At 36.7% G+C, this 26,085-nt stretch carries 27 protein-coding genes and 1 pseudogene; 7 read left to right on the top strand and 21 right to left on the bottom strand.

All coding sequences use genetic code 11. From position 1 onward, the window contains the following. Positions 1-37 precede the first annotated feature (37 nt). Together AOLE_RS09450 and AOLE_RS09445 are read left to right on the top strand one after the other, a co-directional pair. The gene (locus AOLE_RS09450) at positions 38-877 is read left to right on the top strand and encodes a PAAR domain-containing protein (RefSeq protein ID WP_023274233.1); all 840 of its coding nucleotides are present in this window, start codon (positions 38-40) and stop codon (positions 875-877) included. After that, on the top strand, positions 874-1,575 hold the full coding sequence (locus AOLE_RS09445; RefSeq protein WP_013197846.1) for a hypothetical protein: 702 nt from the start codon (positions 874-876) through the stop codon (positions 1,573-1,575). The genes AOLE_RS09450 and AOLE_RS09445 overlap by 4 nt, the downstream gene beginning before the upstream one ends. Before the next feature lie 278 nt (positions 1,576-1,853). Here AOLE_RS09445 and AOLE_RS09440 read toward each other — a convergent pair whose 3' ends face one another. Next, entirely contained in the window at positions 1,854-2,342 is a 489-nt protein-coding gene (locus tag AOLE_RS09440; protein WP_013197845.1) for a hypothetical protein, read from the bottom strand. A 10-nt stretch (positions 2,343-2,352) separates the two neighbouring features. Further along, the gene (locus tag AOLE_RS09435) at positions 2,353-2,796 is read right to left on the bottom strand and encodes an Sbal_3080 family lipoprotein (protein ID WP_013197844.1); all 444 of its coding nucleotides are present in this window, start codon (positions 2,794-2,796) and stop codon (positions 2,353-2,355) included. A 126-nt stretch (positions 2,797-2,922) separates the two neighbouring features. Here AOLE_RS09435 and AOLE_RS09430 point away from each other — a divergent pair, with 126 nt between their 5' ends. The 3 genes from AOLE_RS09430 (at position 2,923) to AOLE_RS09420 (ending at position 4,095) form a co-directional block, all read left to right on the top strand. After that, positions 2,923-3,228, top strand: a complete 306-nt coding sequence (locus AOLE_RS09430; RefSeq protein ID WP_013197843.1) for a hypothetical protein — start codon at positions 2,923-2,925, stop codon at positions 3,226-3,228. A gap of 46 nt (positions 3,229-3,274) precedes the next feature. Further along, complete coding sequence (locus AOLE_RS19570) at positions 3,275-3,697, top strand: hypothetical protein (protein ID WP_013197842.1); 423 nt, start codon at positions 3,275-3,277, stop codon at positions 3,695-3,697. 95 nt (positions 3,698-3,792) lie between these two features. Then, positions 3,793-4,095 (top strand): hypothetical protein, encoded by a 303-nt coding sequence (locus AOLE_RS09420; RefSeq protein WP_013197841.1) that lies wholly within the window; start codon positions 3,793-3,795, stop codon positions 4,093-4,095. 202 nt (positions 4,096-4,297) lie between these two features. Here AOLE_RS09420 and AOLE_RS09415 read toward each other — a convergent pair whose 3' ends face one another. Further along, the gene (locus tag AOLE_RS09415; protein ID WP_013197840.1) at positions 4,298-4,828 is read right to left on the bottom strand and encodes a hypothetical protein; all 531 of its coding nucleotides are present in this window, start codon (positions 4,826-4,828) and stop codon (positions 4,298-4,300) included. A gap of 95 nt (positions 4,829-4,923) precedes the next feature. Further along, positions 4,924-5,478: a TetR/AcrR family transcriptional regulator gene (locus tag AOLE_RS09410; RefSeq protein WP_013197839.1), complete on the bottom strand. Its 555-nt coding sequence runs from the start codon at positions 5,476-5,478 to the stop codon at positions 4,924-4,926. 1,179 nt (positions 5,479-6,657) lie between these two features. On the opposite strand from AOLE_RS09410, the gene AOLE_RS09405 reads away from it, so the two are divergent. Continuing rightward, on the top strand, positions 6,658-7,134 hold the full coding sequence (locus AOLE_RS09405; RefSeq protein WP_013197838.1) for a hypothetical protein: 477 nt from the start codon (positions 6,658-6,660) through the stop codon (positions 7,132-7,134). A gap of 167 nt (positions 7,135-7,301) precedes the next feature. Next, positions 7,302-7,742 (top strand): HD domain-containing protein, encoded by a 441-nt coding sequence (locus tag AOLE_RS09400; protein WP_013197837.1) that lies wholly within the window; start codon positions 7,302-7,304, stop codon positions 7,740-7,742. 35 nt (positions 7,743-7,777) lie between these two features. Here AOLE_RS09400 and AOLE_RS09395 read toward each other — a convergent pair whose 3' ends face one another. From AOLE_RS09395 to AOLE_RS09325, 17 genes and pseudogenes are all read right to left on the bottom strand, one after another. Next, on the bottom strand, positions 7,778-8,422 hold the full coding sequence (locus AOLE_RS09395) for a hypothetical protein (protein ID WP_013197836.1): 645 nt from the start codon (positions 8,420-8,422) through the stop codon (positions 7,778-7,780). Between the two features lie 11 nt (positions 8,423-8,433). Beyond that, positions 8,434-9,405 (bottom strand): 5'/3'-nucleotidase SurE, encoded by a 972-nt coding sequence (gene surE, locus AOLE_RS09390; RefSeq protein ID WP_081032055.1) that lies wholly within the window; start codon positions 9,403-9,405, stop codon positions 8,434-8,436. 232 nt (positions 9,406-9,637) lie between these two features. Beyond that, a complete protein-coding gene (locus tag AOLE_RS09385) occupies positions 9,638-10,801 on the bottom strand; it encodes a hypothetical protein (protein ID WP_013197834.1) in 1,164 nt (387 codons plus the stop codon). Further along, positions 10,794-12,122 carry a TolC family protein gene (locus AOLE_RS09380; protein WP_013197833.1) on the bottom strand — a complete coding sequence of 443 codons (1,329 nt, stop codon included), beginning with the start codon at positions 12,120-12,122 and terminating at the stop codon, positions 10,794-10,796. Before AOLE_RS09380 ends, AOLE_RS09385 begins: the two co-directional genes overlap by 8 nt. Beyond that, positions 12,119-13,705, bottom strand: coding sequence for a GH3 family domain-containing protein (locus AOLE_RS09375; RefSeq protein WP_013197832.1), 1,587 nt, complete (start codon positions 13,703-13,705; stop codon positions 12,119-12,121). Before AOLE_RS09375 ends, AOLE_RS09380 begins: the two co-directional genes overlap by 4 nt. Next, a complete protein-coding gene (locus AOLE_RS09370) occupies positions 13,702-14,490 on the bottom strand; it encodes a hypothetical protein (RefSeq protein WP_171056769.1) in 789 nt (262 codons plus the stop codon). The genes AOLE_RS09375 and AOLE_RS09370 overlap by 4 nt, the downstream gene beginning before the upstream one ends. Positions 14,491-14,678: 188 nt before the next feature. Continuing rightward, positions 14,679-16,226, bottom strand: a complete 1,548-nt coding sequence (locus AOLE_RS09365; RefSeq protein WP_013197831.1) for a DHA2 family efflux MFS transporter permease subunit — start codon at positions 16,224-16,226, stop codon at positions 14,679-14,681. A 24-nt stretch (positions 16,227-16,250) separates the two neighbouring features. After that, positions 16,251-17,312, bottom strand: a complete 1,062-nt coding sequence (locus AOLE_RS09360) for an HlyD family secretion protein (RefSeq protein WP_013197830.1) — start codon at positions 17,310-17,312, stop codon at positions 16,251-16,253. 683 nt (positions 17,313-17,995) lie between these two features. Further along, complete coding sequence (gene iaaH, locus AOLE_RS09355) at positions 17,996-19,456, bottom strand: indoleacetamide hydrolase (RefSeq protein ID WP_013197829.1); 1,461 nt, start codon at positions 19,454-19,456, stop codon at positions 17,996-17,998. 92 nt (positions 19,457-19,548) lie between these two features. Continuing rightward, positions 19,549-20,268: a helix-turn-helix domain-containing protein gene (locus tag AOLE_RS09350; protein ID WP_013197828.1), complete on the bottom strand. Its 720-nt coding sequence runs from the start codon at positions 20,266-20,268 to the stop codon at positions 19,549-19,551. 199 nt (positions 20,269-20,467) lie between these two features. Then, positions 20,468-20,896 (bottom strand): hypothetical protein, encoded by a 429-nt coding sequence (locus AOLE_RS09345; protein ID WP_035331565.1) that lies wholly within the window; start codon positions 20,894-20,896, stop codon positions 20,468-20,470. A gap of 174 nt (positions 20,897-21,070) precedes the next feature. Further along, positions 21,071-21,622: a hypothetical protein gene (locus AOLE_RS19840; protein WP_023274231.1), complete on the bottom strand. Its 552-nt coding sequence runs from the start codon at positions 21,620-21,622 to the stop codon at positions 21,071-21,073. Between the two features lie 177 nt (positions 21,623-21,799). Continuing rightward, a pseudogene (locus tag AOLE_RS20500) lies at positions 21,800-21,961 on the bottom strand (helix-turn-helix domain-containing protein); the annotation flags it as partial. Between the two features lie 42 nt (positions 21,962-22,003). Then, on the bottom strand, positions 22,004-22,126 hold the full coding sequence (locus AOLE_RS20815) for a hypothetical protein (RefSeq protein WP_013197824.1): 123 nt from the start codon (positions 22,124-22,126) through the stop codon (positions 22,004-22,006). A gap of 168 nt (positions 22,127-22,294) precedes the next feature. Further along, positions 22,295-23,689, bottom strand: coding sequence for a methylenetetrahydrofolate reductase C-terminal domain-containing protein (locus AOLE_RS09335; protein ID WP_013197823.1), 1,395 nt, complete (start codon positions 23,687-23,689; stop codon positions 22,295-22,297). A 72-nt stretch (positions 23,690-23,761) separates the two neighbouring features. Beyond that, positions 23,762-24,529, bottom strand: a complete 768-nt coding sequence (gene ntrR / locus AOLE_RS09330) for an ADPR responsive transcriptional repressor NtrR (protein ID WP_013197822.1) — start codon at positions 24,527-24,529, stop codon at positions 23,762-23,764. Positions 24,530-24,589: 60 nt separating this feature from the next. Beyond that, a complete protein-coding gene (locus AOLE_RS09325) occupies positions 24,590-26,083 on the bottom strand; it encodes a nicotinate phosphoribosyltransferase (RefSeq protein WP_013197821.1) in 1,494 nt (497 codons plus the stop codon). Between the last annotated feature and the right edge of the window lie 2 nt (positions 26,084-26,085).

Below are 26,085 nucleotides of genomic sequence, written 5' to 3'. Positions count from 1 at the left end.
ATTATCCTCGTTTTTATGAAAATAAGTAGGAATAAAATTGGCTACGCCATATATAACTATAGGCTGCCCGACCTCTGGTGGTGGCCAAGTAATTTCTGGGAATAGTATGTTCCTGATTGACGGAATTTCCGTTGCCTGTGTTGGTGACAAAGCTACATGCCCAACTCATAAAGTCGTTGCAACTATTGTATCTGGTGATCCGTGCATGCAAATCTTTGGGAAAGCTGCTGCTCGTGTAAATGATTCACTCTCTTGTGGTTGCAAATTACTGCCTCAACAAAACTTAGTTGTTCAAGATAATGGTGGTGGCGCTACATCATCGGCTGCAAAATCCTCATCAGCTCCAATTTCACAGAAACAACCAGCCACAGATAGTTTTGTTAAAGATGAATATGAGAACTACTACATAGAACAAAACACAACGAAATATGTGAAATTTACAAATGGCATTTTGCCCTATGATGAAGATAAGAAAAATCTTTTGGGGGCAATTAGCCAAGCTATATCAGGTGTATGTACCTTCGTAGTCACTTACATTCTAAAAGGGCAAGAACTTTTTGTGACAGTCTCTATGCTTCCTCCAACATTAAGCGGTGATGCTACAATTTTTCCATACGCAACACTCGATATTGTGCATAACAATCAGAGTTTAGGAAAAACACGTTTGGAAAAGGGAAAAGGCGTTTGGTCAACTGAAAACTCTAAAGAGCCTGTAGGTCAGTGTAAGGTAACTCTACCTAAACCTGATTTATCAACCATAGAAGCAACTTTAACTATGGGTTACACGGCAAAATTTGATGGCGGTACTGTTCGACCAAACCCACCTCATACTAAATTTTCTTTTACCTTAAATTCAGCATCAAGACGTAAATCATGAATAGAAAATTAATCAGTACTATTGTTCTTATTTCTGTATTTGGAGTTACTGCTTGTAGCAAGGCATCAAATGAACAAAAGCAGGTAGATACTACTGCGAAAAATAGCTCTCAAAACGTAAAAACTGAAATATCAGCAAGTGATAAAGCGATTTTAGATAGATATGACTCTATCACAAACGAAGTTGTGACCTCTGGTGAAGATGAAAAAATAAAACAAACTTTAGAGCCTTTAATTCCTGAAATAAAGAAAGTTACTGCCAAGAAACAAAGAGAAATGGCATTAATGAATATTTATATGCTGTCTGGTATGTACAAAGAGGCTTATGAGTTAAATGAGCAACAGATCAAAGAAAAACCATTGCCTCAACGGGTAATGTTTAGATGTACATTGCTTGAAAAATTAAATGAGGCCAAAGTAAAAATTCAACAGTGTCACGAAGCTTCAGCCCAACTCATACAAACCGAATTGAGTAAATCATCTAGCAAAAATGATCCCCAGTACAGAGATGCCGAATTTGTATATTTAACTGAAATGTATAAAGCTGGTCACACTGACTATAAAGCTAAAATACAGAAATTTATTGATGAAACTAAGGATGTCGCATCAAAAGATAGATATAAGTCTTTGTATGATGAAGATATTGAGTCATTTTATGGTACTGATTCGCCAAATTATGTACCAGAATCATTAAAGTAAAACTTAAATGAAAAGCCCGAATATTCAGGGCTTTTTTAAATTTTTACTAAATAGAGACATTTACTTTTCACCTCCCCCATCCCATTAAAGAATGCCCCCAAAACCATCTTCATCAACTTCATCCGAGTTTATGAGCCATGTTCTATATTTCACGGTAGTTGTATATGCAGCAGATATTCTAAAATATTGGAATAAAAGTAATATTGTTTTATTCGAATGATAAAAAAAGCACCATTGAGTGCTTTTTTATGTCTAAATCAATTGAGTAGGTTTATTACTTATATTTTATTTAGCTCGTTTTCAATTCGAGCCGAATAATAGATATTCATATCACCACCCATCAAAGAAACGGTGATTTGAGTTCTATCTTTGGTCATCCATAATTTTTCTTGCCCGATGCTCATATTATTAGTAGATGTTTCTTCACCATATTTCATGCGAAATGTCTCAACCATTTTTTTATAAACAAGTGCCTGATTTTCTGAATCCTTTGCTTTTAAAGTAACTTGTATCAGTTTTGCATCTTTAAAATAGAAAAATGCATCAAATTTGAAATTATTAATATCATAGTCTGACAACTCTAATAATCTTAGTGCCCCATCCCCTAATGTTGTTCCATCAGTGGGCTGAACACTCTGAGCTTTAGGAAAGTTTTTCTTGACTTGAGCAACAGTCATTCCTTTCTCAGCTTTTTGCCAAATAATTTGACAAAAGGTAGAAGTTGAGAACATCACGCTTAGAATAAAGGTAAAAACAATCTTTTTCATCTTAAGTAACTCACTTCGATGGTACTTTATTTAACAACTGATCAACCAACTCATTAATCTTCGTTTCAGTACTACGCCATTTATTTGGGGCTAACCCGCCATTTCCACGTAATCTAAAAGAAGCTTCAGAAACTTGTCTACCGCTTTGCAAAAGATTGAACTGAGCGGCAACCATATATGGAGCCATATCCCAAGAGCGAGTAGCTGTATAGTTCAAAGTCGTCTGACAAAGACTTAAGTTATCGGTATCCTTATAGGTTTTCGCAACAATATTATAGCGTTTAAAACTTCGCTCGATGATTTGATTAAAATCCTTAATGACAACTTTCGGATTATCAACAATACAAACTTGTTGAATAGACTCTGGATTAAATCCAGTAGCATTATTAATTTGAATTGATGTACACCCGCCTATAGCCAATCCGATTAAACTAGCAATTAATATGTTCTTCATGAGTTTTCAACGATTTTTATAAAGTTCACATAATCTAACAAATTGGTTACTTATTGTCACACAGAAAAATAGGTAGTAATCTTAAGAAATATTTACTTTAAAACTTATTTATTGGATCAAATTTTTATGTTTACTACTACTTTTAATAAAAAAATCTCGATTACAGTTTGTAGTTTTCTAATTGTAGGATGTGCTGCAAATTCAGGTATTGTTCCTATGGGCAATAATACTTATATGGTGTCACGTCAAGCTGCTACTGGTTTTAGTGGGATGGGAACACTTAAAGCAGATGCAATGAAAGAAGCATATCAAGAATGCCAAAAAACAAATAAATCTGTTAGTGTCTTAGAAACCATTGATACAAAACCACCTTATATTTTTGGTAACTTTCCTAAAACAGAAATCAGATTCAAATGTATAAATGAAGAATAATTTGAAAATAGTTAATAATTCCAGTTTTAAGAAAGGTTGGTAAGTTATGAAAATTAAAAAAGATATATTCTTAGCGATTTTATTATGGGCTATTGTCGCTTATGCGATCACTTTATTAACTTACTGTACTATGACAAATATTTATAAAGCGAGCCCTGAATCTATTTCTGCATTTGGGACTTTTTTGAGTGCTGTTGGGGCTTTCTTTGCTGCATTTGTTGCAGCCTATTTATTTACAGATTGGAAAGATCAGGCTAAATATGATTCAAATAAAGAAAGTTGCAATATGATATTAGAACATATAAGTGCTCTTAGATATAATCTATCCAGAAAAATTGACACTATAAACTCTATCAAAAGTATTGGAGATTTTGTTGTTTTAAAAGATGAATTAAAGGTATATAAATTTGAAGATGATGAAAAATTACATGAATTTTTTTTAAAAATAGACATCATGCAATTTCTCTAAAATTTAATAACAAAGAAATAGATGAAACCCCATTTAAACTATACTCGAATATTTCCAAGCACTTTATTCACATATCCATTCCATATTCAATAATTATGTTTGATTATAATAAATATCAACAGATTATTTTAGATAATATTGATTTAAAAAAACTTGATTACAACTACAATAGAATTAACAGATCATATACTTACTTTGGTTTAAAAGAAGATTTTTATTTGAAAAGTAAAATTTTAAATTCTTTAAATTCTGAAACTGGCTTTTATGAGTATGACAATGAAAACAATATAACTAAAGATGTTGTATATGAAAGCATATTAACTATGATTAATGATACTTTAAACAAAATTGATTCTATGGAAAGTGAACTAATAAGAATAATTAACTTCAAGAATTAAATTTTATTTTTGAAATCATAATGAGACTCATTTAACGACCCAACAATAAAAAAATTGTTCTTGGCTTGAGTTAATCAAAGTAGTACTGGCTTTATCCTATGAAAAAAGGTTGCTAGTTGATAGAACTGTCAACCAAAATTTATTGCTGGAATGAAAACGTGTTAAAATATTTTTTATAAAAATCTTTAAATAAGAAAGTATTTTAAGGTGTTTTCTTTAACCAAAAGTAATTTTTGAAATCTATATGTATTTTTTTTATTTTAGAAAAGAGCATAATTAGTAAGGGCTCTTTATCCAAACTATTTGTCTTATAATCTAAATGTAGAATTATATAGATTAAAATATAATAAATAATAAAAAATAAACCTAAATCAATATAAGATATTCCTTCTGAAAATTTTACTATATCTGTACCTTTTAAAGCACTCGATGCACTAAGTGAAAAGAAGTTGACTAATGGTAGAGCAATTATTATTAAGACCTTTTCCCCACTGGAAAATTTTCTACTCACTAAAAAACTTCCCAACGAAATTGCACACAATTTAAATGCTATCGTTGCAAATAAAAACTTTAAAAGGATAGTTAAATCATTAATATAATGCATGTATCCAGTATAATTTTTATTATAAAATATTACAGAGAATATTTTAGGCAAAAGATACATTGTTAAAAATGAACTTAAGGCAAAAATAGGAAGGTTTTTAATTTTTATTAATCTAAAAGCTTTAATCATAACTAATCTCCAAAACTAATTTTTGCTTACATTCAATTCAGTAGTAATATCTTCAGCAAAGATTTTCTTTTTTGCAAGCAGAAATTATTTGCACCTCACCCAAATCCCAATAAAAAATACTCAAGCAATCTCTTCCGTTCATCTGGTTTGTTCGGATCTAAAAGCTGAACCATTGCCCCATCAATCACAAACAAAAACATATGTGCATCTTGCTTTGAAGCATTTGAATTGGTCGTTAATAGCAAATTATAAATTTCATTAATCAGCCAATTTCGATAATCAACTACGGTCTGATAAGCTTTTGGATGTTTTTTAGCAATTTCAAAAATCGCTTTAAACGGCAAATGGTAAAGTCCATCTAAGTCGGCGTGTAAGTAATAAATTTTGCGGAGTTTTTCAATGAGTGTTAATTCTTTTTGAACATTGATAATCGATAGGACTTCATATTTAAGGCCGTCTTTTTGAAAGCTTAGACTCATTTCAATGAGGCGTTCTTTTGAGTGGAAGTAGTTATAAAAGGTAGCTTTAGGGATGTTTGCCGCCTCAATAATTCGGTCTACACCGACATTGTGAAAACCATATTTGTTAAATAAATATCTTGATGAATGAAGTACGCTTAAAGCACGAAAAGGAAGATCTATATGTGGCATATTTTTACCGTTATCAAAAATTATTGTTGTATATAAATGAGATATAAAAACCGCTGCCTTTTTATTGGGAGTTCTGCCAAGACATTAGAATTATGGTGGCAGAACGGAAGAGGGTTGACAGACTGGTACGACGCCAGCACACCCGAGGGTGTCCCTCTCCCGTCCTACCGCTACGGGAGGGAACGAGGAGCTTACACATAAGACTATTCCTCAGAAGAAATAATCCTGATGCGGTCGTATTGCAGTCTGTCAAAACTGCCTGGCAATGTAGGCCAGCCCGTAAATGGTAATCTTCAATATTTGAGGTGTCAATGTGAAATTGGCTAGAAATTATTTAAATAGTTATTATTTTTCATTTAATTACATAATTAAGAAAATTCTTAAGTAATATTTACCATCCACTTTTATATCATTAAGTTAAAGTTCAAAATCATTAAAACTGAACGTCTAGCTTGGCTTAAATGTTGAGCACCTATTTTCTTTTATGAGTCTATATCAACAAATAAAAAATTTTCTAGATTATTTAATCAATTAATAACCACCTCCGACCTATTAATGACATATTTTACAAAATTAAAAGATTTTATTATCACAGTACTAATATTTATAAATATTTCTATAAGGACAATTATTTCATGTAAAATATCTATTATTTTTAATGATTAATATTTATTACCACACCACCAAATTAAAACCTATGAAAATAACTTTTAAATTAAAATATTAATATAACTTAATAATAACACCATAAATTTAATCAGACTAAAATATAAAACAAATATTAATAATATCAAACACTTAAAATAATAATTAAATAACAAAGTTATTTCCATTTAGTGCTTTAATTATCAATATTGGTCATATTTTAATTAAAAATTATCTTTCTTCTTAAAAAATAAAACTCTTTCCACACCTAAAAACAACATAGTGAAAAAATACCAGTAAAATATAATTTGTATCAAAAACGGTTTATTTTTTAATAAATATAATATTAACAAATCAACTCAAATGGTATTTTAATAAAGATAAAATATAAATCCAAGGCATATAAATAAATCACACTTTAAACGCTTTATAACCAATGGTATTTAAAATACCAGACAAAGCATCCAGCGCGATTACTTTTATAAACAATAAAATAAAGCGATTGGATAAAACATAATTTAAGAGGATTTAATCATGTCAACTTCATCCAACACTGTTGTTATTACTGATGATACTGGGCTATTAACCAATATCACATATATTGATAATTCTGTTGTATATACAGATGGCGAAACCTGTGAACCGCCGCCCTCCATTACTAAAAAAGGAAATGTTTGGACTATCACTTTAGACTGTGACCGTAGCGGCTCTTCGCAGGTTGCTAATAGTTATGTTGAACTATTACAAAAAGGTAGTCACATGTTTGCTGATAGTCAAAGTAGTGGCGACACCCCTAGTAAGCTTAACTTTTACTTTGGCGTTAATTTGCAAACTTCGTCGGCTTCCATTCCTGTATATCTCGCTCAAGGTCACTATGTTGGACATAACAATTGGTGGTTTGGTAGCTTAGCCGTAACCAATATTGGTGGAAATAAACCTGTTCTATTAATCAATGGTACGAACGTAGCTTTAACAGGCGGTAATAGCTCATTCACTTTATCAAATATTTAAAGCTTATGAAGAATACGCCGAATCATCGTTCACTTAAAAATGAGCAGTCTTATTTCGAGGCTGCTTTTTATATATGCCTCATTTGAGTATTCAGTATAAACTTGTATTTAAGCGACTAATCTCCCCAATTAGGCCGTGTCATATACTTAAAGTGATAAGAGCAAAAAATGACTCAAAATAAAGTTGAATTAGCAGAGAAATTATCAAAAGAATCGCATCAAGGTCAAAAGTATGGTCCTCATGATTACTTTGGTTACCATATTAAAGGTGTGGTCAATTCATTAATTGAGCATCGATTTTCAGAAGTCTATATTATTACAGCCCTTCTACACGATAGCGTTGAAGACACACCCCTTACCCTAGACAAAATCGAAAGTTTATTTGGAAAAGAAGTCCGTGATGCCGTTGATGCATTAACTAAACGGGAAACTGAAACACGCGAAGAATATTTAATTCGTTGTAGTTCGAATCCGATCGCTCGAGTTGTGAAACTTCACGATGCAGCCTTTAATGCGCATAACTCGCATAAGGACAATAATCACTCACGTGTAGATTATTACCTTCAAACCATGTTAATTGTTTCAACGGCGCAAGATAGTTTGGAATGAAAAGACAACGAAATGAATCCGTTGCCTTTTTATTTTTAAGATTGTGCAAATGCCCAAATATCTTTTGATGCAACTGTGTCAGATACGAGTCTAAAACTCATAGGTTCTAAGTCTTCATCTACCACAACATAACCTTTCGAGTTATTTTTTAGCGCATCACACTTGTTATCGGTCAGTTGATAGTTTGCTGTATTGGCTAATGCACTTTCAGTAATAACACCTGTAAACACACAATTTGGGTCTTTCGAGACAATTTTGCCTTGTGCATTCACCTCGGCATTTACCGTTGTTCCATTCGGAAAAGATAAATCATAGCTACCGACCAATTGATTAATCGAAATTTTCTGATCATCAATTTTTTCATAATGTGCTAATTCAACGGTCATCGCTTGGTTAGACTGATTGCTCTGCCAAGCTTTGGTTTTTGCGTCATAGCTCATCACAATTTTGGCACGGTTTTCGTCATCATCTAAAACCAATAATTTAGAACCATCTGCCCCAGAATAGTATTTACCCGCCATTGGTAACTCTTCATCAGTTTCAGTACTAATAATATAAGTACCGACATCTAAGCTCGGAGCTAGTGCAGGTTTTTCAGTGGAGACTTGGTCATCATGATCATTGTCATTACAAGCCGCCAATCCAAGCCCAAGAAGTAAAACCAACAAACAACGTTTCATGGTCTTTCTCCTTACTTGTTAAATAGGCTTTTTAAACGAATTTTGAGCCATTCTTGAGCTGCTGGTCGCTGATCGTAAGCAACTTGCATTGCAGTTACAGCAATTTTGCTTTGCATTACGGCACTTTCATCCGACATTTGCGCGGCTGTTGGAGCCGAAGGTGCCGCATCAATTCCTAAACCAAATTGGTTATTACCTTTATTGTCTTTAGTTACTTGGAATTTCAGCTTATATAAGTCATACGTCCCAATTTTTGAAAAAGCAAACGGCGTGCTGGTTGTTAAATTTTTAGGGAAATTAACATTTAGCGTGATGCCTTTTGGCAACAATTGGCCTTTGCCTGCCTTAGCTTGTAATTCTTTTAATAACACTACGGTTTGTTTTGCCACAATTGCAGAGTTAGGGTTGTTTAAAGTCTTATCATCCACCGTGTTGGTATCGGCGCTTAAGGCAATTGATGGAATGCCACGTCCTGCCGAAAACTGTACATTGCCAATCGTGCCAGAGTGTACAACGACTTTTCCGACATTTTGTCCTTCATTCGGACCGGATAAAACTAAGTCTGGCGCTTTACCCCAGCGTTTTGGTGCAACCACATCTAGTCCATAAACGGTTGCCATGACTGGTGTGCCATGCGTGTAATTCCAGTCACCATTGGTATAACCCGCTTTGGTAAAGGTTCCAGCCGCAGGTGCGCCAACGGGTGCTGCGCCATTGTGACAACCATTTTCAGCCGCAATTTGCTTATCGTTATCCGCGGTAATCGTTGTTGAGCTGTACATCACAATTGCACCACCGCGGCCACTTTGTGGTGAACAAGGTACAGACACAAGCACATTATGACCATTTGCTTTTAATTCATCATAAAGCGCTTTGACATTGCTGGTTAGACCGTCATCGTTAACCAATAAAATATTTAGTGCAAAAGCTGGAGTTGTACACAAAGACAGAATAAGGCCGCCCAATAAACTTTTTTTCATCACTTAACTACCATGTTCTTAAATTTCGATTTGTATAGTAGTTGCGCTATATGTACGTTTAGTGACTACGCATCAATAAAAATTAAAATAATTTTCCATTAAAAATTAAATAATTATATTATAAATTATTGCTAAGTTTTCTTTTATAAACTGATCTTCAAATTTAGCACTCATATTCAAAATGACAAAACCCACGTTTGTGGGCTTCATTCAAAGGATCAATTCAAGCTCTAAATTAAATACGTCCAACCTCTAAGTATGGAATCAAGTTTTTATCAAAATGTGGTCTTGGGTCGCCTTCATAACTAATAAAACCATGCATTCCTGTTAAGCGTTCACCTTTATAAAACTGGTTTAACTGATAACGCGGGTCTTTATGGGAAAGCGTAAAGCTCACCACACCAACACCCTGCTGTTTTGACTTGTTATAGGCATCTTCAAGCATTTTATGATGCAAAGCTAAATCTTCTGGATGGCACATAAGCGTATGTAGCACATGGTATTTAATAGAATCACCGAGTTTAGGCAAACGCATACCTTTAGTTAGCGGAGTCAACAAGTTATAAACGGGTCTAAAAATTCCAATCGCTGAGCTGTAATTTAAAATTTTAGTTTGCTTAATACTATGTTGATCCCACAAACCAAACATACCCATCAGTTTTTCACCCTTAAAGTAAAGTGAAAAGTCTGAGAGTTTTATCCCTGAAAAATACTGATGGCCTTGGGCCAGTTCTTTAAAGTTATAGGCTGGAATAAAGTTATAAAACTCTGCCATGTCGGCAATAAACCGATTCATGGCTTCAACATGGTGAGCTTCAGCAATACATGTGCGAATCTCTTGAAGATCACTCTGTTTATCAACCTGCTTTAAAAAAGCCGTGATTTTTCTTTTTGTGCCTAAGTCAGTCAGACTTAATGTCTCGATGAGTCCTTCATCATAATAATCGGGCATTCCCGTTTTGCCCGTTTGGATGGCAGCGCGCGCCGCGTGGTTATCATCAAAAATAATCATTTGGCTATAGTTCGGTTCATGCATGGTCTGTTTTACATGTTTTGCTAAAACCTTCACCAGTGATTTACCACGGTAGTTGTGATCTACCCGTAAATCCCCCGCATAGCGTAAGTTTTGAATGTTCCGATCGACATAACACGGGCGATAACCGTTGCTATAACAAGCGACATTCTTTTGGCTTTCAGTGTCTTCAATCACGACATGTAGTTTATGTCGATAGACAATGTCAGACGCTCTAAAATAACTCGGTTCGCGCTGAAAGCTAATTTGTATACCTTTGGTGGTCATGGGCACCGCAATTAAGTCTCGTAAAGCTTCGTCATCTGCCAAAGTTGCTTCTCGGGTAATCAGCGTATTGTCAGCAAGTGGTGTATTTGTTTTATTCATTATTCACCTGTTGTGCGGTCTGTGTGGGAACCAAGCTGTTTAGACGTCCCATTTGGTCGAGTAGCTGATAGACAAACACCACTTCGTCTTGGTCATTCACGGTTTTTTGGGTTTGTACATCAAGTAACTTTTGCTCGGTATTGAGCAAATCAAACGTGGTTTTGGTGCCAACATCAAACTCTTTACGTGTGTAGACAAAGGCAATAGATGCTGCCTCTATGGCATTTGCCAATGCTTCTTTATTTTGTCGAATGGTTTGAAGCTGTGCATAGGTTGTGCGTGTACGCTTATTTAAATCCAGTTCAAGACTTCGCGTTTTTTGGTTAGCCAAATCTATATCGGCCTGTGCTTTTTTAACGTTAGCGCGATTTAAACCATCGTCATAGAGCGGTACATTAAGCTGTACCCCAACCATGTAGTTATTACTTTCAGAACCAATATAGCTTGCTTCATCTTGTTTTCCGGCACGGCTGGTGAGCATGACCGTTGGCCACAGTTCCCGTTTGGTTAGAGCATATTGTTTCTCGGCAGCCTGCTTTTCGTATTTACTGCGCATTAAAGCTGGATGGTTTTTGGTTTGTGCCAAAATTTCATCTAAGCTCGTGGGAATAGCGGGTAGCTGTTTAATCGCAACAAGGTTATCAGGCGTTTCACCTGTCACTTGATAAAACTGCGCTTCGCTTACAGTTAAGTTAGATTGAGCTTGTGTGATATCGGCTTGGCCTTGAGCAACTTGCGCCAAAACCTGAGCCAAGTCTGCACGAGTAATCATACCCACATCAAAACGGCGCTTTGACTCATATAAAGACCGTTGCAGATTTGCCATGGTCTTTTGTCTAAGTTCTAAAATGGCTTTCTTCTTTAATACATCGGTATAAACCATCACCGTATTTAAAATAGTTTCAGATCGTTGATCTGACAAACCTTGGTTTTGGGCAGAAAGCTGACTTTCGGCAATATCTATTCCTAAACGGTGTCGTCCAGAGGTATAAATCGGATAATCAGCCTGCAATTGCAAACTTCGACCTTTACGGTTTCCTTCGGTTGGAAACAGGACGTGTGAAGGCGTATCTATTCTTTCATAGTCGAGTTGCCCGACTAAATTGACTTTAAGTCCATCACGTTGTTTGGCCTGTTCAAGCATAGCGGTAGATTGATTTACGCTTAAACGGCTGACCTCAAGCTGACTTTCATGTCTTAAACTGGCTGACAAAGCTTCATCTAAAGTCATGGCTTGTACATTCGACACCAACAACACGCCTAAATACAAGGCGTGTCGAAGTGTTAAAAAATGAGTATTAAATGGCTTCATCCCTTTCATAGTTGTTCCAAACTATTCAGGGTGACTTTTTTGAGTGGCTCAGGCTTGATATTGCCTTCGATAATGCCATCAAACATGACCAGTTTTTTGTAGGCATTCCAACCATTATTGGCTTGGCGAATTTGAGGTTGGTCGAGCTGCCCTAAGTTTCGAGCAAGTTCGTAATGGAAGTTTTGACGCAAAATACTGTCGATATATTCATTGTTAATGCTGTGATGAATGTCGCCTTCAAAAAGCACGCAATAAAATGGTTTAACCTGTTGCTGGGTATCAATCGCGAGTAAAGAAATCGCTTTCGATTCGGTTTCATTTAACTGCGATAATAACTGATGAGCTGTTTCAGGCGCGAGTTTTTCACCGACCAGATCTACCCCAAAACGACGACCTTGGAACTCAAAACACGGAATTTGCTCTATAAAGCCAGTGACGCGTAAGCAATCATCCAAACAATAACGAAGTAAGCCATTACCCGAAGTAATCAGTGGGCTGACCACATCACCTTGTTTAAGCTGCCATGATGGAATGATTTGACCTTGCTTCTCACCTTCTAAATATTCAAATTCGTAGAAGTGACTTTGATACGCCAGCGGGTATTGGTCGTTGTAGGGAATCGTGACGACACCTTCAGTCGCCCATAGACCTTTTCCTTCAAACTGAACACTGGGTAATTTCTCTTGTAATTTTTCTGCCCAAGCTTTTGAACCTGCGGTATCCCAACTCGACACTAAACTTAACTTAGGCCATAGCTGTTTGAAGTCGATCTGTTCGCCGTTTGAACTGTCAATTAAGGCTTGAGCGCTTTCAGGACTATGCAGTGCAGTCACTTCTTTTAATGAAGCCTGACGATTACCCCATGAACCACTTTGTAAAACTTCAATCACGTCTTGTTGTAGTAACTCCAAACGCTCAAGCAATTGCAACGCAAAAGTTGGACTCCACACCGAAATCATGGCTAAGTTACGGTTTGCCACCAAATAGCAAATCGTTGCAAAGAGTGCATCGTCGGCATTGGCTGCAAATGCAACATTACTTGGAACCGCTTGGGTAAACTTAGATAAAATTCGCTTACCTACACCCAGTAGCGCACTATCATCATTTAGATTTTTATCTTTTAAAACCTCACGCTGGCTTTCTGGTAACCATGACACCGACCAGTAATGTGTTCCCGAACTAAGCTGCGGACATTTGCGGTATAAACTCGCCATCCACGGCGCAATCGCATGGTCAAGCTCATCTAAAAACAGTTTGGTGTATGGAATAAACTTGATTTGTTCACTCGAGCCACTGGTTGGCTGGAAACGAACCAGCTTACTACTAGAGAGTGACAGCTTTTGTTCACGGTAACGTTGAATGTCTTCTCGCCATGCGCCATAACGTGTCGCAGGAAATGATTTTACAAACTGCTCATAGCTTTGAACTTTTTTGTCTTTAGCAAATGTAGAGGTCTGTAAAATCGAATGCAGAATTTGACGTTGTGTCGCTTCTAAAGCATTAAACTGTTTTTGAAAATTACGATCGGATGCATCACACCATTTTTTTAAAATCAGATGCGAACCCAAAGTTAGCCATTCATTAGATTTCATTGGATGGCCTCTCTACGTTTTGTTTTATGCGTTACACAGGCTTCAAATTTTCCCTTACTCGTGGGTTTGGTGATGAGCTTTACTGGGAAACGCGCAAGATCTTTCCAGCCTAATCGACCAATACACGGTAATTCTGTACCCGCACTCCATGTTGGATTCATTTGCTCAAAGAAATGAATATTTGGGTTCTTTTGTCTCATTTCGGCAGTAATCGGTGCGACTTCACCTTTTAATGGTTGATAGTCATCACCAAAGTTTAATAAGCCAGCTTCACGGTCGTAGTATTCCCCAAAGAATTTCTCACAGTAGTGCTCAACCACTTCCGAGAGATGCTGATTTTCATCTTTAATATTTGGGTAATACACATAATAGTTATTGGCAAGTAAGAGATAGGTTTTATAGCCTTTAGAAATGAGAAGCCAATAGAGCTCGTTAAATGGATATTTGATTCGAAGCTTGATCATGAGTTTGAGCATGGTACTTTGCAGACTACGCGTGCCCCAAAACTTCTTCAAAATGACCGTATCACCGCTAAATAACACGGTGTAGTCTTTACCGTTTAAATAGAAGTGCTGCACAACAACGGTTGAGAACCCCACAATCTCATCTGTTTCCGAGTCAAAAATTAAGATCGCACCACTTTTATTTTTAAAATCATCTACGAAAATAGAAAATCTCGTATTTTCATAATACTGTTCGTAAATGGAATACATCACTTTTAATCGCTCTGTATCGATTTGCTCTTTTTCAAAATATTGACCATAAGTCGTGTTTTTCAGGTTCAATTTTGAAATCAATTTATACGTTGTATTAATCATAATCCTTTAACCTTCCACCTCTAATTTGCGAGTTTTCCGATCTCATCTACCGATATAAGAAAACTCATAAAAATGTTCTTTTTCTATGAAGGGATACGTTTTGATATGCCCTATTGTTTTTCATTCTTTGAAAGCTGCCCTTTATTTCTAAATCGCTACATATTCATTTTCTTCCCCCGATCCATAAAGATGGTTAAAAAGGCGGTCACAAACATGATGATTGCGAGCATGCGTAATAAATCATTAAAACTAGATGTAAGCGCCTGAAAATGAATGTCACGATAGATCACGCTGAGCGCAATTTGCTGTGCATTTGAGCCGACTTCCTGATATTGCGCCGTGAGTTGGTCAAGTCGTTCTGTAAAAATCCAGTTTTGCGGTGTCATCGACTGATTAATCTGGGTAACATGAAGCGCAGTCAGCCAATCTAAAGATGAGTTAATGAGAGCTAGCCCAACCGCTCCGCCAATATTACGCATCAGGTTATAAATACCGCTGGCATCGGCAACTTTACTGAGTGGCAAAGTGCTCATGGCTAAATGCGAAACCACAATCAGACAGATCATGAGGCCAATGCCACGATAGATTTGCGGCCAGAACATAAAGTCATAATCGCTGTGAATGCTGAGGTGAGAATTGAGCCATACACCAAAACCAGCCAGAATCATTCCGACAAATACAGTTTTGCGGGTATCAAAATTGGGAATGAGCCACGCAAGGAACGGTGCAAAGCAGAACATGACAATGCCTGTCACCATCATGACGTGACCAATTTGGCTACTGTTCATTTCACGGACTTGCCCAAGAAACACAGGAATCATGTAACCCAAGCCATAGAGCGCCATGCCAATCACAAAAGTTGTGATGGCACTTAAGGTAAAGTTTTTGTTTTTAAATACGGACAAATCGAGCAAAGGCTTAGGCTGGGTAAAACTTCTAGAGAAGAAAATCATGCCACCCACAACGCAAATCATGAAAGCAAGCCGAACGCCTGTGTCTGCAAGCCAGTCATGCCGTGCACCTTCATCAAGGAAATATTCAAGCCCACCCAAAAACATGGCCATACCAACGAGGCTGAACCAGTCCATACTTTTAATGAGTGAATAGTTTGCACGATCAATATTTGGACCCGAGTAGATGACCGTAGCAATGATAATGCCCGGGATAATATTAATCAGGAACATCCAGTGCCATGAGAAGTTATTGGTTAACCAGCCGCCAATGGTTGGGCCAATCGCTGGGCCCAAAGTACTGATCATTCCAAACATGACTAACGGCAATGAGCGTTTTGCTTCAGGGAAAAGTAGATACAACGCGGTCATGGAGGTCGGAATCATGCCGCCGCCCATAAAACCTTGAATGCCACGGAAAACTAATAAACTTTCTAAGTTCCATGCCAAGGCACAAAGTAACGAACTGACCGTAAAACCAATTGCACAGATGGTGTAATACACCCGTGTTGAAAGTACCCGCGAGACAATACTCGACATGGGAATTGCAATAATCTCGGCAATTAAATAAACCGTTTGCACCCAAGTGACCTCGTAACGACTTGCACTCATACCAGCTTGAACCTCGTTTAGAGAACTCGCCACAATCTGAATATCAAGAATCGCCATGAAGTTACCAAAAATCATGGCAGCAAAAATTGCCCATGCAGTTTTTGCTGGGAATCCCCACTCGGCCTCAAGGTGCTTATTCATGTCTTATTACCTAAAATTTTATTATTAAGTTCTTAGGTCAACGGTGGCACTCACCGACATTCCGGGTTTTATCAAATCAATATGTGGGCTTGAATCTATGGCAATACGCACAGGAATACGCTGAACAACCTTGTTAAAGTTGCCTGTGGCATTGTCTGGTGGCATGAGTGAGAAAGTTGCGCCTGAAGCTGGTGAAAAGCTCTCAATTTTTCCGCTATAGGTTAGGCTTGGATAGGCATCAAGTTTGAGTTCAACTTTCTGACCAATATGCATTTTTTCAATTTGGGTTTCTTTGAAATTCGCTTGTACATACAAACTGTTTTCAGGAATGATCGCCATTAAGCGAGTTTGCGGAGAAACACGTGAGCCTTTCTGGATTGCAAGGCTACCGATTTTGCCATCTACAGGACTCACCACTTTTGATGATGCCAGATCGACCTGATATAGGTTTAAGTTTGCATGAGCACTTTGAATATCTGCTAAAAGCTGCGCTCGACTGGCTTTTAAGCTCCCCAACTGAGCTTCTGCTGCATTGACGGCGGCTTGTGCCTTGCTGAGTTGTGCCTGAGCTGTTAAATATTGAGACTGAATGCCTTCAAAGTTTTGACGGGTAATCACGCCATCTTTCAGTAAATCTTGATAACGTTCAAAATCTTTTCTTAAACGAGTTAAATCTGCTTGCGCTGCCACTACACCACTCTTTGCTTCAGTAATGGAAGATTTAGCAGACTTTTCATTTTGCTGTTGTACACCAAGCGCCGCTTCTTTTAAGCTGACGACAGAACTCGCCTGATCATAACGAGCTTGGTAATCGCGGTGGTCTAATACCGCCAAAGTTTCCCCTTTCTTTACAAACTGATTATCGTTAATTAATAACTCAATCACTTCGCCTGAAATCTTTGGCATGACCCAAGTAACATCTGCCTGAACATAAGCATTATCAGTAGATTGATAAAATCGGTATACAAAAAAATAATATATAATGCCTGCGATTAAAAATAACAGCAGGACACTAAAAACACCCCAAGTTATTTTCTTTCGACTTTGGAAATTAGTGTCAGTTTCTAGCTGAGCTACGTTATCCATATTCATTCCGTTTATTTGTAATATTCGATTTTTTATTTACACCAATAAACTATTAGCGTCTTTTTTACGTAACTTTTCACTTGGTTTATTCAATGAATCGTGACAGCGTAAAATTTGGTGCAAATTATGGTTCTTAAATCGATTAAATATCATTGACCGTTTTGACATATATTTTTTCTATTTACGCCAATACACGGCATGCTATAAAAAATATGTTTAAAAATTATGTAATTTTATATTTTTTAAAAAATGCAATTATAAAACCTTTCTTTAAAAATTAATTTAAACAAATAAAATCAACAACTTGTAAATATAATTATTTATGTAAAAGTGATTAATTGGTAGAAAAATTTATTGCATCAATATTAAAAATTAGCTTTTACTTTGTATAACTTATGTTGATTTACTTAGAGCAATATGTAATTTAAATAAATTCTTCGAGAATTTTTATAATATTTATAGAAGCATAAAATATAAATATGCAGATTTATCAAGCATAGTAAAGCACAGCTTATTAAATATGTATTTATGATTAACAATATTAAATAAAATAATATAAAAACTTTCCGACCAAATCCAACTTATTTTTGAGAAACCAAGCATTATTCAAAAACAAAATTAATCTAAAAAAGAGTTACTTTTAACTCTTTTTTATTTAGAAAATAGAGAATTATCGGTTTTTTTTACTTATTTAAAACCTTAAATATTTCTTCTAAAGTCATCCCAATCGCAATTATTTCACTATCATGATGAGGTAAACCATCAATTTCTAATCCAACGGCTAGTTTCGATTTCGCTCCCTTTCCAATCGGCAAACTCAGCCCTGGTAATCCGATATTACTGCCGGGGTCTGTATTTCGAATGAGTGTCTGGAAATTTTCAATTGAACTGACTTGTTCATTTGCTAGCGGTGCAACAATCGGTGATGTCGGAAATAATAAAGCATGTAAGTTATGCGCTTTAAAAGTGTTTTGGTAGAGTTCAAGCAATTGAGGCCGAGCTTCACTGATGGCCTTTTCATAGAAAGGTAGAACAGGAACAAGTTGCCCCGTCTGATCTTGAATTAATTGAGGAACGATATTCTGTTTAAAAATTGCCTGAACATCTGGGCTTGAGATCTGATCAACTACATTCTCAATAGTCAAATTTACATGATGATGTTTTAAATATTGAATAAGGTCATATTTGCCTTCATAGACAACTACAGGAAATGAAATAGCGTGATTGAGTTGTTCTAAATTCGGCATATCGACATTAATAATTTCAACTCCTGCTTCTTTTAAAAGACCAAGTGCAATATGCGCCTGTTCATGAACATCTTCATCTAAATGATTCCAAAAATATGGATTGATACCGAGCCTAATTTGATGAGGCTGTAATGGTTTTTTCTTTGGCTTTTGGGTGATGAGCTGATCAATTAAAATAATGTCAGATACTGTGTGTGCAATAGGACCAGCCGTATCCCGCGTATGTGAAATTGGGGTAATACTGTTTTGTGAATATCGTCCTACCGTTGGACGAAAGCCGGCACAACCATTTAAGGCACTCGGTAATCTAACCGAAGCGCCAGTATCTGTACCAATCGCAATCGGAACCATTCCCGCGGCAACAGCCACAGCACTACCTGAAGAAGACCCGCCAGCAATATGTAATGGGTTTACCGCATTTCGTGTACCCACAACACCTTCAATATGCATGGCTGTATTATAACCCGTTACCCCAAAGGCCAATTCATGCATATTGGTTTTACCAACAATGATCGCACCGTGATCAATGAGCTTTTGAATAATCGGTGCAGAGCTTTGAGGCTTAAAGTTGGCTAAAGCTGGTGTGCCTGCACTGTTAGGGAAACCTTCAACATGAATATTATCTTTAACCGCAATTAAAATGCCCATCAAAACCGGACATGGTTTTCCACTCAGTAGATATTTATCCCAATATTGAGCTTGTTGAATTGCAGAATTTTTATCTGTACTAATAAATGCATTTAAAGATTGCTGTTTTTCAATAGTGGCGAAGTAATGATGAACAAGTTCTTCGCAAGATACTTTTCTCTCTTGAATCAGTTTAGTAATGATATCTACTGAAGCATTGGCTAAATCGAGTGTTTCAATCCAATTATTTTTTTCCACTGCATTTGACATGATGACTTAAAATCCATTTAAGTTGTGATCTTAAGAACTTAGTACAAATTGCTCGATAATTCGTATCCTCAAAATTGAGGATTGCTTTTGCTTTAATGTTGAACGAGTAAAGCCATTTCAGTGCGATTATTGCAGCCTATTTTTCTCATAGCATTATTCAGATGGGTTCTTAAAGTAGTAAAACCAATACCAAGTAAACTTGCCACCTCTTTATCACTCAAACCTTTAGAGACCAAATGAACCACTTCTTGTTCTCGTGGAGTCAAACCATATTGTGTTGATAAATCTAGTGGTAAGGCTTGGGTAAAATAAGGTTCAAGCAGATTTAATATTCTTTTTTCACGCTCGCCAAACATGTCAGCGTCTTGTGCACGCCAAATGCGTAAATCACCAATATCCATACCATTTCGGACAAAATAAATATTTATACCGTGATACAAACCATACGTTTTTAAAAACTCATTGTAATAGCCTGTTTTTTTCAGGTCTGCGAGAGGCATGACCTCGTTTACAAATGTCGGTTTCTGGAGTTTATGAAGCTGTGCAGTAATGGGGTCATCAAATTGCCAAATACACTCATAGTCTTCCATCGCTTTTGGGTCGATTTTCCATATCACACCATCTTTCGATAAGTTATGCCTTGAATCCCAAATATAAGACGCAGCAAAATCAGCCCGTAACAAGATGGCAATATCTGCAATGATATTTTCACGTAAATTATATTGCCCTTTTCCTGAGCCAAGTTTCCATAATATTTCAGAAAACAATGTAAACTCAGACGGGCTGAAATCCTTTTCTAAAAGTGCGGTCATCATCTACCTATTTAACGAAATCCATCGAACTTTAAGAAGATCGGTTAAGTGCTTCCTTTGAACTTAATACTCATCCCATCCTTTTCTATAACATATCTATTTTTTGATTTGGTAGGCAATAGCTATATTTTGTTCGTAAAAATATTAATTTTCTAGTTTTACTATGCCACTTTTAACTATTGAAATTTATCTTCTGAAATTACTTATCTAATAGGTACCAAAGGCTTCGATCAACTTTTCTCTCTTTTCTTTTTTGCTCCATTAGCTGTTCATATTCTTTTTCTGAAATTACTTTTCTATTAGGTGTAGATTCAATGTATGGTGAATAACCTCTATAATTAGCAAACTTATTTTCTCTGTAATATTGTGATTTATCATAATCAGTCATATTTGACGTTTGGAATAGAACATCTTTATCTCGCTCAGCCCTTCTAAAAAGTTGATTTGTACGATCTATTTTTTGTTGCATTGCTGACTCAAAAAAAACAACACTCTCACCACTTTTAGTATTTTGAGCCTCTTCATCTTTAGCAATTAAAATAGAAGGTTTTTTTTCGAAAAAATCATCAGCACTGTACACTGGACTAATAATTAATAAACTTATAAAAGATAATAATATTCTATTCATAAAATTAATGCGCTCATTACAAAATAGTGGAAAAGGCTTATCCATTTTTATAACCTTTGATATTTTCATGAATTATATCAAATAGACCTAGTTTTTAAATGCAAATAACCTGTATATAAAATAAAAAAACGATAATAATCGTTATTTAGCAGGGTTTTCCAAAGTTTGCTCTATCTATCTTGGAAGATATCTTTTAGAACCCGTGCTATTAAGGCAATAATGTCCACCTCTAGGCCCAACACAATATGTACCAGAAGTACAATAACAAGAATTATTAGTAGTTTGACTATAGGTTCTTGAAGTATGAGTAGTAGAGGTACTTCTAGTTTTAGTATTGCTATACCTTTTAGGCTCACGTTGTTGAATTGAGTAAATAGATTCCCTGTTATTAAAACTACTTTTAGCATTTCTAAAAATAATTGGAGGAGTATAACAACCAGAAAAACTACATAAATACTTAGTATCAATCCACTGTTGTGTATGAGAATTTGGATTTATTAATGCCCATTCGTCTTGATATCTGAACACATAAACTTCGCTCCCCCCTTTCAACTTAAAGATTTCATTACCATTAGGTATATCTTTAACTGAAGCAGAATCTACACTAATCCAATTCTTAACTGGATTAAACCGTTCAACTTTTTGCTGTGAATAGTCGATGTTTGGTAATGCCACACATCCAGTTAAACCTAAAGCAGTAACTAACCCTATTAAATAATTTTTCATTTTATTAACTTCTAAGAAAGAATATTTTCCTAATGAAGTAAACAATAAGCTAGCTTATAAATACAATATATACTTTCAGCTAATTCAAATAAATAAACAAGGAGTTAAAAAACCTATTTCTAAAAACTGCCCCCCGCAATAAGCCTTTGAATCCAAATTACTTGGATATGGTTCCCGTTATTTGACCTGAGCTGGATTGCTAAGTTTTACAGCTATACATGCTGCGAGTTGATCGTAACTTTCACCTTTGACTGCAAACTGGCTTGCTAAATCAGGATGTTGTGAGAGTTTTTGTGCGAAGGTATGAATCTGTTTGTCACTCAAATGGTGCAGTGCGCTTTTTAAAAACTAAAACCCACTCATTGAGTGGGCTTTTTATTACTAACCGTTTTGCCTGAGGTGGTCTTGGAACTCTTGGTCGTGTATTTTGTCGTAATTAACAGGGTCGTAAACGCATCCAGTTAAAACAACAATTACAGCAAGTACAGCAACCAACTTTTTCATTGAGACAGCTTTCCTTTTAACGCAAAAGATTCGCTTTAATTATACTCCTCGGTAGTCATCTTGATTGAACATAATTAAGCCAAACAATTGTTATTTTTAAATTATTGCCGTGCTTTAGCATGTGAATTAGTTTTTTAACAAAATCAAATCAAGGAAGTTATACAAAACTTAAGCCTCAGTCACTAAATACCAATTTTTCCAAGAACTGGTTCCCCTAGTTTCAATAGGCACAGTTGGAATCAGTTTTTCTTTTAATATTTCAGTTTGTTCAACAGCTTTAGCAAGTCTTGCTTTGACTGAATGAATGCATTCACGGTCACCAAATTCACAGCGGTCTAAAGTTGTACCGCCACAAGGCCCGTTGGCTAAACCTTTTGGACACGTTTCAGGGCAAATATATAAAGTATCGCTTAGGCGACACTGACCACAGCTTTCACAACCGACTAGGCTATGTTTACTCAGCACTTCTGTTTTAATTAATACTTTAGCTACTAAAGAGTTTTCCCAAAAGGACGCTTTAAAAATAAACCGTCCAACGCCTTTAGCAATTTTTGATCCAAACATTGCTTCATGCATAACATGCAATTGGCGATATTTAATTAATTGTTTAGACGTTGGCTGACGTGAAAACCGAGAAATTTCAGGTGAAAACTCTTTGCCTGTCGTGACTTGCCAAAGTGAATTCCAAAGCTCTTCTAAAGCTTTAAGTTCCAAATGTCTGTATTGCTCAATGTAGCTTTCAAGCAGCATTTGCTCTTCTGGCTTATGGCAGGCAGATAAGTGAATTCCTGCAAACCCTAAATGTTTACATATCAAAATCTGTAAAGCACAGCGCAAATAAACTCGGTCTGTATGCCCTGCCTGTTTTTCATCTGCCAAAACTTTTAACATGTGTGGGGTAATTACAATACCCGCGACTTTATGCTTCACCATAAAATTGGCTCGGCCCAAAGTCAGTGGCATTACACAAGCCAGTATTTGCTGCGAATAAGCATGCTTCATTAAAAATGATTTGGCTTGTTTTAAGGCTTCAATGTCATAGCCCAATTGGGTAATGATAAAGTCAGCACCTGCTTTAATCTTCTTATGTAGTTTTAAATACTGTGCATCACGCTCAGCTTCAACATATTTAAATGGGTTAAAAGCAACCCCAATACGAAACCCGCCATGCTGCTTGGCAGCCATTACGGCGTTTACCGACTCTAAGTAGCGACTACGAGGTTGTCCATCTCGACCATTATGGTGTTCTTTGAGTTTATCGCCTGTAAGCAATAACAAGTTTTGAATATTGGCTGCTTGAGCTTGTTCTAAAAAGCTCTCAAAGTCTTGTATGTCTCGGGCCTTACCTGAAAAGTGTAAAACTTTATCGATTGAGTCAGGGTAACTTTTGCTGGCTTCAAGCGGCGCGATATCATGATCTGAATGTACGCGATCTGCCAATGTCATTGCAGCCGGATATCCTGCAAACTCATGTTTCACAGGATAAATTTCATGCAGTGAAGTGAGATATTCCACCAACACAAAAAACTGGTTTTGCTGGAAGCAGGGAGAAACGTGTGACATAGGCAAAGTGCTGATCAAAACATGACATCAATCATAAGCGCGGCATTATAAATCAAAGTGCATCAAGATGCGCTAGTCAGAAAGCTCATTGTTTTGCTTATCTTCACCCTCTTTATTTCTGGGTAATTCGAGTGAGCGAGGAAATATAAAATCGAAAGAATCGAGTGCATAGCGATAAAGCTGAGCTGGTCGTTTGCCCACAATTTTACTGTGGTTGGTTTCTTCAACTGCACCCGCTTCTATCATACGGCGTCTAAATGCTTTTTTATCTAAGGATTGTCCAAGAATAATTTCATAAATAGTCTGTAGCTCGGTCAGTGTAAATAACTCGGGCATGAGACTAGCTGGCAAAGCGGTATAGCGAGTTTTACTGGTTAAACGCTCTAAAGCTAAACTGAGCAATTCATTATGATCAAACGCCAATGCTAAATCTTTTGCTTTTGCTACAGGCACCCATTCGCTGTACTCAGCCAAAGCTTGGTGTTGATAGGCATTAAAATCGATTAATGCAAAATACAAAATGGTTACTGCCCAGCCACGCGGGTCACGTTTAGCATTACCGACAGAAGCAACTTGTTCCAAGTAAGGTGAAGCAATTCCTGTTTTTTCGACCAGCTTACGATATGCCGTGGCCATCAAGTCTTGATCATGGGTTAAATCGGCAAAACCACCCGGTAAAGCCCATTGGCCTTTGGCTGGAAAGTTGGGGCGCTTAATGAGTAATACCTGCAACTGACCATTAAATACCGAGAAAATAGCCATATCTACTGTGAGTAAAGGTGCGTCATAATCTCGGCGATCATAACTGGCAAGGAATTCTTGTTCAGTTTGAATAGTCACGTTCAGCCTCTTAATAAAAACGATGAGCCGATACACTTGCAACGACTCATCTAAACTCAGTTATGCGATGGATAAACGCTCACGAATTTGATCCAAAGTACACTCATATTGAAGTTTACCATTTTCAAAGACGGTTTTTAGTACTCCGCCTTGTTCTTGTTCAGCTGTTTGCTGATCAAACAAGGTAAAACCATTTTCACTTTCTTCAATGCGTAATAGACCTTTCGCAGATTTTTTCACACCTGAGTCAGTAATTGGGTCTTTGAACAGCTCTCGACCTACTCCATTTACCTGACCCCAAGTCGCTTTAACAGCAAACCCAAAAGTATCGCGAGTTAAGTAGTTATAGGTAAAGCTACCGATCCCAAACACCAAGTTGTTTGAAGCAAAACCTTTGGCTTCTAGCCCTTCTAAAATGCGCTGTGCGCGGTCTAAGGTAATCGAATCACCATAAATTAAGCCGACACGCTCATTAAGTACTTTATAGCCTTGCTCAGTTGTTGTACCGCCAAACACTTCCCATAAACATTCAACTGCGCCTTTATAAGCTGGGCTGCCAACTCCAGCGTCTGGGTCGCCGCAAATAATTTTAACAGGGTCACCAGAGTCTGGACGGAAAACCAATTTAGCCAAGCCTAAAGCATTGGGTTGTCTCGCCAAAATTTCAGGTTTTAAAGCCACCGTAAACTCGGTAATCACTCGCCAAAAGTCCCAAGTGTCAGATACAACACTGACAACACCCGACGGATAAAGCTCGCAAATTAAACGCTTAAAGGTTTCTAGCTCACTGTTTTCTGTGCCCATACACATCACACTGTGTTCGGTCGCTGGTACAGATACCCCAATCACACCTGTTGCATTGTAATATTCTTCTGCGTAGTCGATTGAAGCAACCGAATCTGTTCCAATAAAACTGGTTAAGTGACCTACTCCTGATTGTGCAGCATCATAAATTCCACTCATACCACGGCTACTAAAATCGTGTCCTTGCACAGGTACAAAATCGAGTGGTGCGCCAGTTTTTACAGCATATTGAGTTAATAAGCGTTTGTACTCATAGGCAATCGTGGCGGTAGTACAGCTTTTCCAAAGCTCAGCACTTAATACCGTTTCGATATAGTTAGTTAACCAAAAGAAACGTGGATCGGTATTAATGACGGTGAGTACAGGTACACGCATATTGACGCGGCTACCTTCTGGCAATGCTTTAATGCGTAATGGTAAATATCCCAAATCGTGTAATGCTTCAACGTGATCAACAGGTACAGCACCTTCACCTAATGAACTATCCATACGGCGTTTATATGCAGCCACCACTTTATTTTTAGGTTGCTTGAAAAAGCCTTCATTCCACGTATCGATTAAAAAGTGTTTAATAAAACCTTGAAGCCCAAAGAACACAACTTTATCGTCAAAGTCAGGCAACATTTTAGCAAGTCGAGATGAACGCGGCGTAAAGTTGGCGTATACATACTCTGTGCCTTTCGGATACTGACGTCTGTGATCAGCTTTATAAAAATCGATAGCGTTTAATGGATTAAGTTTAATAGTCATCT

Origin of the sequence: Acinetobacter oleivorans DR1 (assembly GCF_000196795.1) — a bacterium.
Lineage (GTDB): Bacteria > Pseudomonadota > Gammaproteobacteria > Pseudomonadales > Moraxellaceae > Acinetobacter > Acinetobacter oleivorans.
Note: the sequence above shows the minus strand (reverse complement) of the source record. Positions and strands in the feature narration are given on the sequence as shown.